Annotated in this window: 13 protein-coding genes; 2 read left to right on the top strand and 11 right to left on the bottom strand. The window is 44.3% G+C overall.

Annotated elements, in window-relative coordinates:
* From B3182_RS00235 to B3182_RS00205, 7 genes are all read right to left on the bottom strand, one after another.
* A partial coding sequence (locus tag B3182_RS00235; protein WP_292751073.1) for a VWA domain-containing protein occupies positions 1-1,065 on the bottom strand: 1,065 nt, incomplete at its 3' end.
* Between the two features lie 6 nt (positions 1,066-1,071).
* On the bottom strand, positions 1,072-1,860 hold the full coding sequence (locus tag B3182_RS00230; RefSeq protein WP_292356981.1) for a MotA/TolQ/ExbB proton channel family protein: 789 nt from the start codon (positions 1,858-1,860) through the stop codon (positions 1,072-1,074).
* Positions 1,861-1,862: 2 nt separating this feature from the next.
* Positions 1,863-2,003: a hypothetical protein gene (locus B3182_RS00225; RefSeq protein WP_292401514.1), complete on the bottom strand. Its 141-nt coding sequence runs from the start codon at positions 2,001-2,003 to the stop codon at positions 1,863-1,865.
* Positions 2,000-4,006: a PEGA domain-containing protein gene (locus B3182_RS00220; RefSeq protein WP_292356986.1), complete on the bottom strand. Its 2,007-nt coding sequence runs from the start codon at positions 4,004-4,006 to the stop codon at positions 2,000-2,002. Before B3182_RS00220 ends, B3182_RS00225 begins: the two co-directional genes overlap by 4 nt.
* A complete protein-coding gene (locus tag B3182_RS00215) occupies positions 3,993-5,429 on the bottom strand; it encodes a hypothetical protein (RefSeq protein ID WP_292746783.1) in 1,437 nt (478 codons plus the stop codon). The genes B3182_RS00220 and B3182_RS00215 overlap by 14 nt, the downstream gene beginning before the upstream one ends.
* Before the next feature lie 27 nt (positions 5,430-5,456).
* Positions 5,457-6,695 (bottom strand): hypothetical protein, encoded by a 1,239-nt coding sequence (locus B3182_RS00210; RefSeq protein ID WP_292356990.1) that lies wholly within the window; start codon positions 6,693-6,695, stop codon positions 5,457-5,459.
* Positions 6,682-7,332 (bottom strand): hypothetical protein, encoded by a 651-nt coding sequence (locus B3182_RS00205; RefSeq protein WP_292356992.1) that lies wholly within the window; start codon positions 7,330-7,332, stop codon positions 6,682-6,684. Before B3182_RS00205 ends, B3182_RS00210 begins: the two co-directional genes overlap by 14 nt.
* A 313-nt stretch (positions 7,333-7,645) precedes the next feature.
* On the opposite strand from B3182_RS00205, the gene B3182_RS00200 reads away from it, so the two are divergent.
* Positions 7,646-8,365, top strand: coding sequence for an SDR family NAD(P)-dependent oxidoreductase (locus tag B3182_RS00200; RefSeq protein ID WP_292356994.1), 720 nt, complete (start codon positions 7,646-7,648; stop codon positions 8,363-8,365).
* 9 nt (positions 8,366-8,374) lie between these two features.
* Here the strand turns inward: B3182_RS00200 and B3182_RS00195 are convergent, their stop codons facing one another.
* Positions 8,375-8,830, bottom strand: coding sequence for a hypothetical protein (locus B3182_RS00195; protein ID WP_292356996.1), 456 nt, complete (start codon positions 8,828-8,830; stop codon positions 8,375-8,377).
* 150 nt (positions 8,831-8,980) lie between these two features.
* On the opposite strand from B3182_RS00195, the gene B3182_RS00190 reads away from it, so the two are divergent.
* Positions 8,981-9,310, top strand: coding sequence for a hypothetical protein (locus B3182_RS00190; RefSeq protein WP_292356998.1), 330 nt, complete (start codon positions 8,981-8,983; stop codon positions 9,308-9,310).
* Positions 9,311-9,326: 16 nt separating this feature from the next.
* Here the strand turns inward: B3182_RS00190 and B3182_RS00185 are convergent, their stop codons facing one another.
* The 3 genes from B3182_RS00185 to B3182_RS00175 form a co-directional block, all read right to left on the bottom strand.
* On the bottom strand, positions 9,327-9,950 hold the full coding sequence (locus tag B3182_RS00185; protein ID WP_292357000.1) for a LysE family translocator: 624 nt from the start codon (positions 9,948-9,950) through the stop codon (positions 9,327-9,329).
* Between the two features lie 112 nt (positions 9,951-10,062).
* On the bottom strand, positions 10,063-11,436 hold the full coding sequence (gene trkA, locus B3182_RS00180) for a Trk system potassium transporter TrkA (RefSeq protein ID WP_292357002.1): 1,374 nt from the start codon (positions 11,434-11,436) through the stop codon (positions 10,063-10,065).
* Between the two features lie 16 nt (positions 11,437-11,452).
* Positions 11,453-12,758 (bottom strand): TrkH family potassium uptake protein (locus B3182_RS00175; RefSeq protein ID WP_292751069.1); only part of this gene is annotated, 1,306 nt, incomplete at its 5' end.

Below are 12,758 nucleotides of genomic sequence, written 5' to 3'. Positions count from 1 at the left end.
CCAGTTACTCGCCGGACTGATCAGTAATCCGCCGGTGGTGGCAGCCCAAATCCAATATTGATTCACGGCATCGGGATCACCTTCTAGCGGCAGCAAAATGACATCGACCTGCACTCCCCGCTTACCGCTTTCGTTGATGGTTTGCTGAAACAATTTCACTCGGCATTCACCCGAAATCGTCTGCGCATTACCGGTAAGCGAACTGCAACTGGAGAAAGGGTTCAGACTACGATATTGCGATTCACCTTTGGTCGGTAGACCGTCAGTAATCACGTAGAGGTTGGTTGGTGAAAACTGATTTACGGTGTTCAAGCCTTTTTGCAGGTTCGTCGCCCCTTCGGGGACAATGGCATTTAACTCACTGATGATTGATGCAGTCGTTTGTGATGCACTGGCTTTTTGCCAACCTTTTTTATCACCCAATACCTTGGCATCTTCACTAAAAGCCACTACCACCACGTCACTGTTTTCCGGTGTTCGTGCCAGCAACCATTCAACGACATTTTTAGTGCGTTGCCATTTGGCGGCATTCTTTTTGTTTTGCTGGGAACTGCTTTTGGTGCGAATAATATCAATCAGTTTTTCATTGGTCATTGAAGCGCTGGTATCAACCAGAATCGCTATTTTGGGGCCTTCAACTTTCAGTCCTAACAGATAGTTTTCTTCATTGATACGAGGAGCTTCAACCAAATCCTGTTGTTTTTGTGGCACTTTAATGGAGGTAATACTGGATTTAAGTTCATCCAGTTCACTTTCAGATCGTTGGACTTGCTGACTCTGACTCGCCAGTGTTGACTGCTTATCATCCAGTTGTTTTTTTAACGCCTGATAACGGGCATTTTCACTGCTTAACTGTTCTCTTATTTGACCCAATGTGGTCTCAGCATCATCCCTCACCTGTTCAAGCTGACTGATATCCTGTTTAAGATTATCGATTTCAACCGGGGTTTCATCAATTTTCTGTTTGACCAACATAAACACAAGGATAACCGCGCCGAGGCCACAGGACATGATATCCAGAAATGCCAGACTGGAACCTTCGGCTTTTTTACGACGGTAAGCCATGTTGCGTTAGCGAATGCGTCTCAACAGGTATTTGTCGCAATAGCTTTGGGTATCGACAATCTGGCTATCCTGCATTCGTTGCAGTTGATGGAACAAAAACATCAGAAAGATGCTGATCAACAAAGCGACCAACGTCGAATTAAATGCCAGCCCAAGACTATCAGTCATGCCGGAAATATCGCCAGCGAGTGCTTGATCAGCTTGTGAAAGCGCCTGACCGATACCACGCACTGTGCCAATAAAGCCGATAGAGGGAATGGCCCAGATCAGATAGCGGATCATGGAGTTTTCAGAGTCTTGTTTTACAGCCAATGCTTCAAGATTACTTTCAATGGCATCTGACAGGTTTTGCACATTGTTGGTCGAGCTGTAACGCCATAATGAGGCACGTAAAGTCTGAACCAGTGGCGAAGAGATTAAATCCTGGGGGATCTCACTATCCAACCGATGAATAATACGGTTTACATCCAGTTCTTTATGCTCAGATTTATCAATTGGTTGCTCATTATTGTTGGTTGGATCTTCAATTAAATCAACGCTGTACAGGTATTTTGTTTTGAGAATCTCACGGTATGAACTGGCAATTAAAAAACAGCCCCAAAACATCAGAATAAAACAGATTTCCTGTTCGTAGTCTTTGATGATAACCACAATATTACGTGGTGATGATTGCTGCTGTTGTAAGGCAAGTTCAACCAGTTGTGCAGCCTCTGGCCGGATAAAGCCGATATAAATCATGTGCACCACAATGATCGATACGATCAAGGCGGCAAAGCTTTTCATCAGATCATTCATCTTCAGATATCCACTGGGAACGAAACGGGGGAGTTCAGACTGATAACCGATTTACCTGCCCAGGCATTGTGAATCATCAACGATAAGACCACTAACAACATGATTGAAGCCCCAATCAGTAAAATTCTTTTGAATAGCATCATTCATTCCCTCCAGATAAAAATCGGCCGATTCTAAAGCCCAGAATATCGCGACCCAGCTCTGCACCATCGCGGTAGGACGCTCTTAATTCACTGAGTGATCCAGAACGCCAGTTTGCGCCTTTTATCACACGCATTGCTATGGTTGAAGTATCAAGAACCTGTGGATAAACGGTATCCAGTTTCGGCACCGTTAGTGAGTAACTGTCGTGAGTCCATTCGCTGACATTGCCTCCCAAATCGTAAAGCCCAGACTTTTCTCGGTCAAAGCTCTTCACTGGAGCAATACCGGTATAACCATCATAAAATCTTGGCACATATAGCTTCACACTGCCTTTGGCAGATTCATCGGCAATATTCACGGCTTTGGTTGGGATGGTTTTATCGTTGCCCCAGACGAACAAAGTTTGTTCGGGTTTACCAGCTTTTCGAGCCAGCCATTCCCACTCCGCTTCCATTAATAATCGATAGCCATCAGCATTGCTATTAATTTGATTCAGCTGATTGCCTTGCAGCTGGTAAACGGGGGTTAAACCTTCCTGCTGGCTTAACCAGTTGCAAAATTTGACCGCTTCCAGCCAGCTCAAATTAGTGATCGGTAATTTGCCATCGCCAGATTTACTGCTATCAAATTGCTGGAACTCAGCGTTAGTCACTTCATGTGTGCCGGCATAAAAAGGTCGGTTGAGTCGGACCTGTTTTAAAAACTCGTTGGCACGTTGCCCCGGCTCATCTCTTCCTGCCCCCATTTTAATAATGTCGTTGGGGAAAAAAAGTGCCATTTCACCACCGGCTTTGGTTTTATACACTCTCGGAGCTTCAGCTTTTCTGGCTTGCGCCTCGGGGAGTAAAGTAACGGATATTTTTTGTGGTTCACTCGCCGTTGGAGTAATGCTTTTCGAGATCGTTCGATATCCCTGCAGGCTGAACTGTACATCATGAGGAACGGCATTTAATTCCAACTCAATTGGCGTATTTCCTACCGCTTTTCCATCAATTTTCACTTCAGCAGTTGGCGTGGATAGAATTTCCACCTTACCCATTTCTTTTTGCAGAGTGAGATCAAGGGTTCTTTTTTCATTGGTGTCCAAAGTGAACGTTTCAGTTTTGGAGAAAAATCCCGGCTTTGAATAGTGCAACCGGTGCTGTTTACCCGCTTCAACCGAAAGGCGATCCTGATTATCGATTCGCAGCCCATTCAATGTCAGTTGACCACCTGAGGGTTGAAGATTTAACCGTACACCCGCCGTTTCTGCAGATAAACGATAGTTTCTTTCTATCGTCGGGCTGGGATTTTTTATCTCAATGGTTTCTTCGGTGGTTTCATATTTTTGCAGTGTTAACTGCACATCATGAAAACCCCCTTGCAGTGGTACGGTGAGCGGTGTTTTGCCAACTTCAACAGCATCTACCATTACCATTGCGCCACTTGGCACCGAATTTACAACAAACTCACCCTGCAGCGGTTGCAGTTCAACATTACGGGTGACTGTTTCACCACGGCTGAGTGTCAGATCGAGCGTCGTCATTTGATAATGTGGATGCTTTGCAAGGAGCTGATGGTCGCCCGCAGGGAGTTCGTACTCAAGATGATTTGCTACTGCAATGATTTCATCGTCTATCAGCCATTGAGTGAGATTATCGTCAAGCGATGTGGACAATATAATCTTAGCTGGCAACGGGGTTAATGTAACCGTAATGACTTTGCCAGTATCAGCTCGTTCAATGGTTTTTCTAAGAGGGTAAAAGCCTTTCGCAGTTACTTGAATTTGGGTGGATTCAGCAAGCGAATATACTGAATCCAAAATAACCATTGCCAGCCAGGACTCGGCGTTAATTGATACATCAGAAGCATCATCCGGCTGAACCTCAACCCGGGTCCCCCTTGATGCAAAGATCACTGTCACTATAATCAGGAAAACCAGCACAAATATCGTCAATAACCACAGATACATTCTGTGCTGACGTTTACGGGCAAGTTCCAGCTGCTGGTTAAATTGGCTCATCACATACCAGTGTCAGACTAAAACGGTTTACGTCGTAGGGAATAGTAACTTCAACTAACTTTGACTTGTAACCCTGCCGTTTACCTTCAAAAGTATATTGGCCGGGTTTAAGCTGAATCACTTTTGAATCAACCACACCTACATTACCAACACCCCGCACCAGAATATGTGTTTGATTATCGGAGCGGACTTCAACAGGAACAGTCTGGTTCACTGCGGTTAATACCGTTTCCAGTTCACGGCTTTTACGGGTCAGCGAGAGGCTTTGATTACGATATGCTGCGGCAGCATTAATGGCACCACGCGCCTGCTCTGCCAGTTGGCTGTTTGACAGTCGATAAGGCGATTTCAGGTAGTCATCGATCTGTTTATCCAATGACAATATGTTATTGGCCATGGTCAGTTTTTCTGTGGCCGATTGGTTATTGGGGTTTTCCTTAACCACCTGCTCAAGATTGTTTTTTACAGCTTGCCAGTTATCATTAGACTCTGCCTTTGCCGCGTTGGTCAGACCCGACTGAATTCGCTGGTTTTTTTCATATTGTTGTATCGCAGTATTTACATCACTCAGTTCGGCTCGATTGGAGTAGATATTTCGAGCCTGACTCAATGCTGATTTGGCCGCTTCAATGCGACCATCATCAATCGCAGCATAGGATTGGGAGATAAGCGATTGAAATTTTTGATTATTGAGTGTGGTTTGTAACGCCTGAGCACGTTGCTTCAACGCTTCTCTTTCTGGCGTCAGCGTTAATAACTGGTTGATTAATCTCAGCTCGGTCTGGGGATTATTTTCGACATTAGCGACTTCAATTTGCTCAACTAAAGATGCAATCTCCGGTAATTGCTCAATTCTTTCTGCTAACGCCGAAGCCTGATTAGAACTACTATCCAACATCAATGCTTTTGAAATTGCTGTTTTAGCTTGTTCATACTGATTGTCATCAAAAGCCTGTTGAGCGTTTTGCATGGCCGATTCAAATTGATTCTGGCTGTCTGAAATAGCAGTTTCAGCCAGTTTAATCAAAGCATCTAATGTCGCATTAGCCTGAGCATATTTCGCTTCACCAAACTGTTCTATTGCAGCACTTTCATTTGTATTTAAACGATCAGCCAGCGGTTCATCCCACTTTGGCAGATCGATCTTGTTTAACTCGGGTTTAATTGTATTTTCAAAATGGGCATAGGCTTCGAGATATTGCTGACGCAAGGTTTCACTGTCCTGGTTGCCATTTTCCTGAGGTGAGCTTTCAACAATATCCAGTGGCTGCTCAGTTTCGACGCTAGTGGAACGGGTTTTGGGGACTGACGCCCACAAAATTAACGCCACGCAAAACACGCTCAGCAAAATGATAATAAGCAGTGTTTTGAAGAATAATTTTCGTTTAGCGAGTTTAGCCTCAGCGATTTTCTGATGGATCATGATCTATGGCTGAACCTCAAGCGAAATTTAGAGCTGTACATCAGGCGTGGCTTCTAATTGATACATCCGGTTCAAAAAATCTCGCCATTGGCGGAACTGCTCATCAATATCACCCGTTAACTCGACTGATTCTTCTTCATAAGTCATCACCTGTGGTGCCATTTCCAAGTTCACCGATTCTCCTAACTCGTTTAATGCCTCCTGATGAAACTTGGCTTCCTCACGAGATTTAAAGCCACTGCTGATCAGCACTGCACCGCCAACACCACCGGCAACAGTCGCAAGATCACGGGCAAAACGCGGGTCGTTGGAACTGCCTGACGTAGCGGCAGCAACGGCGGCACCGATTAAAACTGCCCCGCCAATCATTTTCCAGATGCTTTTGGTTTTAGCTTCTTTGCGTAATTGCATTTCTGTGGCACTGGCTTCCTGCCATGCCAGATAGCTGTCATCCATTTGCTGGGAAAATGCACTGTAATTCTGCTGCAGATTATCTACAAATAACTGTTCACGAACCTGAATCGATTTGACTCTTTGAAACATTGGGTCAGCATCACTCGGCATACTGACCAGCTTAATTTGTTGACCACTGGTATCGAGATACTCCATAAAGGCCTGTTCATTGAAACTGGCGGCGAAACGCAGATCGTTAATATTCTGCAGTTGCGCCAGTTCGCTTTGCTGTTGTTTAAGCAGGGCTTCAATTATCGCCTGGGCCGCTTTATCAAAAGCGGGATCATAGGGGTCTTTGCCGTCATTTCTCGGATTTTTGTAAAAACCTTCACCAACCTCATATTCAATGGTGTCGTTTAACCACTGCTTACCACTGGCATCAACCACATTGAGGCTAAATTCAAGCTCTTGACCATTTGATTCAATGATCTCGCCGACAGCAAATAAATCACCTGAAGCAGTGCTGTTGGGGGCTACCCGAACCGCACCAAACTTACCACTTTCATCTAAAGCCGTTTTTAATTTATAAGCAAATCGATTGGCTTCTGCTCGTCTCAATTCAGGCCAGATACCTTCTTCTTCATATTCAGCTGCTGAATCGGAAAGCCCTGGCGAAAAGACCGGAATAATGACGTCAAGTTTAACGCCCTGGTAGGGTATTTCTTTGTTTTGTTCCTGGGCCGAGGCCAGTTGTGGACCGGTTTTTAAATTACCTGAGGATGACGTAGTTGCACATCCCGTTAGTACATGGGTCAGGATAATAAGATAGATAAGAAACCTGGAGGGGGCTCTAAATGACTCAGTCTTCAACAATGTTCATCCCCTTATATTTACGATATTCATTCCAGAGTTTCTTTTTAATCTCTGGATCTTGTTCAGCTTCCGCAGCCAGTCTGATTTGTGCAGCAATGGCATCGTCGTTATTGGCGGATGGAATGTCTTCCGGGATAGCACCGTTATCTGCACCTCCCGAAGATACCACTGCCGCACCATTGCTATCAGTTTGTTCAACTGAATCTGCTGTGCCGGCCTGAGCTGGCATCGAGCTTTCCATTTCTGTCTCAGCTTCAGTACCCTGCATTTCCTGGCTGGCGACTGAGTGATTACCAGCATTACCACCCTGATTTTCTCCACCGCCTTGCTCGCCACTATCTCCACCATCACTGCCAGCCGCAGACGTATTATTTGGATCAGACAAATTGCATGACTCAAAGCGGTTAACCGAATCAAAAAAAGCTTTTTCCATTAATGCTATTCTTTCTGCGCGAGTAAGCTCCGGGTTATCACTGTAACGAATTTCCGCTTCACCGCAGTCCTCATTCGCCTCAACGGCCTCTTCTGCATTTATGTTGAAACTTGCTGTTAAAACAATCGGGAAAATAATAGATAAGGTTTTATTCATTGAGAATAAAGACAATAAATCCTGGTAACGAATGGTGAATTTTTTCATAGAAATAGCACTAATCCATTCATAATTTTTTCAGAAAACCTGAGTCAATATAGTTTATAGAGCATTTGTCAGTAGAAGGCAGTAATAAGTTTTCACTGCTTTATATAGCGCACATTATTAAACAGTAAACCATTGTTCATGAATGCAGAATGAATAGTCTAATTGTTTCGCAATTTATAAAGCATTTAAATGGATATCAGGAATGGCTCTCAGTTAAAAGGTCGTTACTTGTGTTCCCACGCAGGAGCCGTGGGAACACAAGTAAAAAATTTTTAACACACAAAATTCACATCATCAGGCGCATACTCAACAAATGAAAACATCTGCTCTCGTTATTGGCGGCAGTGGGCAGATTGCTCAGGCCATCATTGAAAAACTATTAACTTACTTAACTGCTGAAAATATTGTGGTGGTTAGTCGTGGACCACAACCCGATAAGTTTGCTGGTGTCATCTGGTATCAGTCTGAATATGACGAAACAAGTATGGGCAACCTGGCGATGCAGTTTTACGACCAGCAACGTAACTTTGAAAAGGTCTTTATCTGTCACGGCATCCTCCATGATGAATCAGTAAAACCGGAAAAACGTCTCGAACAACTTACAGCAGCCTCCATCAACCATGTGTTTAATATCAATACAATTACCCCGGTGCTTTGGCTGAAACAGCTTTTACCAGTGCTTAAACATGCTGAAACCTGTCAGGTGACCATCTTCAGCGCACGGGTTGGCAGCATTAATGATAATCACATGGGGGGCTGGTATAGCTATCGCGCCAGCAAGGCAGCGTTGAATATGCTGTTAAAATCCACCGCCATTGAATATGCCCGTCGCGCCAAAATGGTAAAGTTACTGGCATTTCATCCCGGTACCACTGACTCTCCACTATCTCGTCCGTATAATACAAACGTGCCTGACGATAAATTATTCACCCCGGATTTTGTTGCCGATAGATTGTTTGAAATTCTAAAGGGTTTGCCAGCCGACGGTGAATTGTCATTTCTGGATTGGCAAGGAAAAAACATAGACTGGTAAACAGGTTTTTTACATATCCTGTTTCCGTTCACGTGCATTCAATCTGTCGTAGGCTTCTTTCTCATGATGAATATCACTGATTAAGCCCCGGTGCATAGCCACTGAAATAGCTTCCTGATTCTGAAACCGGCCTCCTTCCTTAAACAGCAAATCAAGCAAATCCCGGGCAGGCATATCCAGATATTTCGATAACTCCTGTGATTCATTGGAAAATTTTTCCAATACTTCCGGGTGTTGTTGCTGAACATTTAATATCGCCAGATTATCAATAATAGCCAGTTCTTTCGCTGTTGGCAGACTCAGACCATTATCCTGAACAAACCTTAAACTGGTCAGCCCTGTCAGCTGATGAAAGGTGTTCTGCACCAGATTCAGATCGGCATTTCGCCCAGCCAGGGCAACCCTCAACCATTTCAAACGATGACGGGCCAGCACTATCATGCTTTGTTCTATTTCTTTGCTCATAGACTTCAGCTCCTTTGGACTTCCTGCACCCTTGTTAGCATAGCAATGCCCTGTCATACAAGCCATTCCTATTAGACTGGTATTATTCTGCAGATAATATGTCATGATGATTCAAAATATTTAGCAGGTTTTAGTAGTGGGGTATGTCAGATGAAACACTTAGTCATGATGACTTTTGCCTTAACTTTCGTTGGTTCGGTCCAGGCAGAAAATCTGGAGCATGGAACCATTACCAGCTGTGCCTATCAGGCAGGTACTGCCTATGAAATCCAGAAAATCCGTCAGACCGAAGGCGACGACTGGGAAACGTTTGAAACAAAAATCAAATCGATTTACAAAGACTCTCAAGGCCGTGATGATTTATTGCAAATTGCCAAACAGGTATTTATCCAGCCCCCCAGTAAATCAGCGGATTTTATCCATGATCAAATATTTGATGCCTGTGTTAAACGTCAACAAGGCACTGAGTCAATTTACTGATTTTCAGCGTTTTGACTCAATGAGTTAGCCCTATCAAAAGATTACACGCCAACACAACAAAAATCAGTGCTGTCGTGCGACTGAGATAAACCTGAGCATTGGGTTTTGTTTTAAGCCAGTCGCCAAGCTTTGAAGCTAATATAGAAATACCACTAAAGATAAAGAGTGAAACAACACCAAACATAGTCCCGAGCAATATAATTTGTGGCGTAATCGCACCATAGTTTGAACTGGCAAACTGTGGCAGAAAAGCCAAAAAGAAAATACTGACTTTGGGATTAGTTACATTCATCACAATGCCGCGAATATATAAGTTGGCATCACTCAATACTACGCCCTTACCTGATAATTCTTGTGTCTGGCTGTTAAGAATCTGCCAGGCCAGGTAGACCAAATAGATTGCGCCGATGATTTTCAACGCACTCAACGCCCAGTCAGAAGTTTGCATAATAGTGGCAACACCGAATGCCACTAAACAGGTGTGAAAAACCAACCCTGTACATAGACCTAAGGTAATCAGAATGCCACTGCGTTTACCATAAAGTGCTGACTGGGTAAGCACAAAAATATTATCTGGCCCCGGAGCCAGGGCCAGCAACGCTGAAGTAAAAATAAAAACCGCATAGACTTCAATTGGCATGCGTTAGAAAATCACAAACATTGTTTCATTATCTAGTTGAACTTTTAGGCAAAAAGTAAATATTAAAGACGGATGATACAAACTGAAGCTCCTACATCTCTAATAAACTGATTTACAGAAACTCAAATCCTACTTGAAACAGTTTTTCAACCTCATCGACATCCTGCTGTTCGGTCAAAAAGATGACCAGATGATCGCCGCTTTCAATCTGAACATTTTTTTCGGCAAACAAAATCTTTTCTTTGCGTAATATCGCTCCAACGGTCGCCGTTTTAGGCAGTTTGAGTTCTGAGAGTTTACGCCCCACTACTTTCGAGGTTTGCTTATCGCCATGTGCCACGATCTCAATGGCTTCTGCAGCACCCTGTCTTAACGAATGTACGGTAATCACATCACCACGACGAATATGGGTCAATAGGGTCCCAATGGTAATTTGTGCAGGCGATACGGCAATATCAATACTGGTTCCTTCAACCAGTTCAACATGGCTGGCCTTACTGATAATGGAAAAGGTTTTGCGAGCTCCCAGGCGCTTCGCCAGCATCGCAGACAAGATATTGGCTTCGTCGTCGTTAGTCACAGCGCAAAACACATCCGTTTTATGAATATATTCTTCTTTAAGCAGGCTGGCATCACCCACATCACCATGCAAAACCAGGCTGTGATGCAGTTCTTCGGCGATAACCCGTGCACGATTTTCATTATGTTCGATAATTTTAACGTTATGTGACTTTTCCAGCCGCTGTGCCAGTTGTTTACCAATCTGTCCGCCACCGGCAATAAATATTCGTTTATAGGGTTGGTAATCTTTTTTGAATACTTTTACCAGCTCACTGATTTGATGTTTTTCGGCCAGAAAAAACACTTCATCCTCGGCCTGTAACGTGATTTTTCCTCCCAATGAAATAGCACTTTCATTTCGGAAAATGGCCGCGATACGCATTTGTATTTTAGGAAGCAGATCCAGCAAATCATGGATGGCTTTACCATCCATAATACTCCCGGCATCCACTCTAACGGCAACCAGTCGAGCACGATCTTCAAAAAAGGTCAGAACCTGCAAGACTTCAGGTTGTTCAATTAGATGGGTAATGTAATCAGTGACTAATTGCTCAGGACTGATAATGACATCAATTGGCACAGCATCCAGCGCAAATAAAGCCGGATATTCCAGATAATCTGCGGCACGTATCCGCGCCAGTTTTTTGGGCGTATTAAATAGTGAGCTGGCAATCTGACAGGCAATCATGTTGATTTCATCATTATGGGTGACCGCGATCAGCATATCGGTGTCTTTGATGCCCGCTTTTAACAAGGTACCGGGGTGTGCTGCATATCCCACCACCGTGCGAATATCCAGATGTTCCTGCAATCGCTCCAGCAATACCGGATTCTGATCAATCACCGTGACATCGTTACCTTCATTGACCAGACTTTCTGCCGTCGAACTGCCGACCTGTCCCGCACCCAGAATAATAATTTTCATCTGCAAAACCTCTCTGTTAATTGCGCCAATAGGCTGGCAGAAATAGAATCAACAAGGTGAACACTTCCAGGCGTCCTACCAGCATTGCGAAGATCCCGAGCCATTTAACCGTGGCATCCATTGTGGCAAAATTTGAGGCAACCTCTCCTAAACCCGGGCCCAGAAGATTGATCGTTGCAACCACTGCCCCAAAAGCTGAAATCAAATCAAGGCCGGCTGCCATCATTGCAACTGTCAGCATCAATGCTGTGACAATATAAAGCACATAAAAACCCCAAATCGAAAACAATACTGTTTCAGATATTGGCCGTTTTCCCAACTTCACCACAGATACGGAGCGAGGATGCACCAATAACTCGAGTTGCCGTAAACCCAGTTTCGCCAGCAACATGATACGCATAACTTTAATGCCACCCGCGGTTGAACCGGCACATCCACCAATAAATGACAAAATCACCAGAATTAACGGGATGTGTAATGGCCATTCCGCGAATACCGCCGTACCAAAACCGGTACTAGTCATAATGGAAGCCACCTGAAACGCAGCATAACGAAGCGCTTCCCATCCGCCAGAATACACCCCGGCGAAATACAGGCTTATCGCAATAAAAATACTGGCAAAGACAAACAATAATCCAAAAGTTCTTACTTCCGGATCTTCGGCATATGAAGATATTAGCTTGCGTCTTAACACTAAAAAATGCACGGCAAAGTTCACCCCGCCAGCCAACATAAATACGATTGCGATAGCTTCAATAAGTGGACTGTTAAAATAGCCGATACTGTCGTCATGAGTAGAAAAGCCTCCGGTCGCCACGGTAGTAAAGGCGTGGCCTACCGCATCGAAGAAACTCATCCCTGCAAACCAGTAAGCTAACGCACAACACACCGTAAGTAACAGATAGATCAGCCACAGGGAACGGGCAGTTTCAGCGATTCTGGGTGTCATTTTTTCATTTTTGGCAACGCCGGAAGTTTCCGCTCGATACAGCTGCATGCCCCCGACGCCTAATAAAGGCAGAATGGCGACCGCCAGAACGATAATCCCCATGCCGCCTAACCATTGGATTTGTTGTCGATGATATAAAATTGATTGGGGTAATTGATCTAACCCAACAATAACGGTCGCGCCCGTGGTGGTAAATCCTGAAATGGATTCGAATACCGCATCGGTAAACCCCAGATGCAGACTGAGGTAAAAGGGTAAAGCGCCGACCAGCCCCAATATAAACCAGAAGAGTGTTACGACCAGAAAGCCATCACGAACGGATAATTCCTGACGTTGATGATAGTTGCTTAGCCACAACGATAATCCCAATAAA

This window comes from Methylophaga sp. UBA4204 (genome assembly GCF_002379485.1).
Lineage (GTDB): Bacteria > Pseudomonadota > Gammaproteobacteria > Nitrosococcales > Methylophagaceae > Methylophaga.
This window is presented reverse-complemented; position numbering and strand designations above follow the sequence as displayed.

Bases quoted from the DNA above. Each gene is read 5' to 3' on its own strand.
- B3182_RS00230 (WP_292356981.1), bottom strand. From the start codon at position 1,860: ATGAATGATCTGATGAAAAGCTTTGCCGCCTTGATCGTATCGATCATT.
- B3182_RS00225 (WP_292401514.1), bottom strand. From the start codon at position 2,003: ATGATGCTATTCAAAAGAATTTTACTGATTGGGGCTTCAATCATGTTG.
- B3182_RS00220 (WP_292356986.1), bottom strand. From the start codon at position 4,006: ATGAGCCAATTTAACCAGCAGCTGGAACTTGCCCGTAAACGTCAGCAC.
- B3182_RS00215 (WP_292746783.1), bottom strand. From the start codon at position 5,429: ATGATCCATCAGAAAATCGCTGAGGCTAAACTCGCTAAACGAAAATTA.
- B3182_RS00205 (WP_292356992.1), bottom strand. From the start codon at position 7,332: ATGAAAAAATTCACCATTCGTTACCAGGATTTATTGTCTTTATTCTCA.
- B3182_RS00200 (WP_292356994.1), top strand. From the start codon at position 7,646: ATGAAAACATCTGCTCTCGTTATTGGCGGCAGTGGGCAGATTGCTCAG.
- B3182_RS00195 (WP_292356996.1), bottom strand. From the start codon at position 8,830: ATGAGCAAAGAAATAGAACAAAGCATGATAGTGCTGGCCCGTCATCGT.
- B3182_RS00190 (WP_292356998.1), top strand. From the start codon at position 8,981: ATGAAACACTTAGTCATGATGACTTTTGCCTTAACTTTCGTTGGTTCG.
- B3182_RS00185 (WP_292357000.1), bottom strand. From the start codon at position 9,950: ATGCCAATTGAAGTCTATGCGGTTTTTATTTTTACTTCAGCGTTGCTG.
- trkA (WP_292357002.1), bottom strand. From the start codon at position 11,436: ATGAAAATTATTATTCTGGGTGCGGGACAGGTCGGCAGTTCGACGGCA.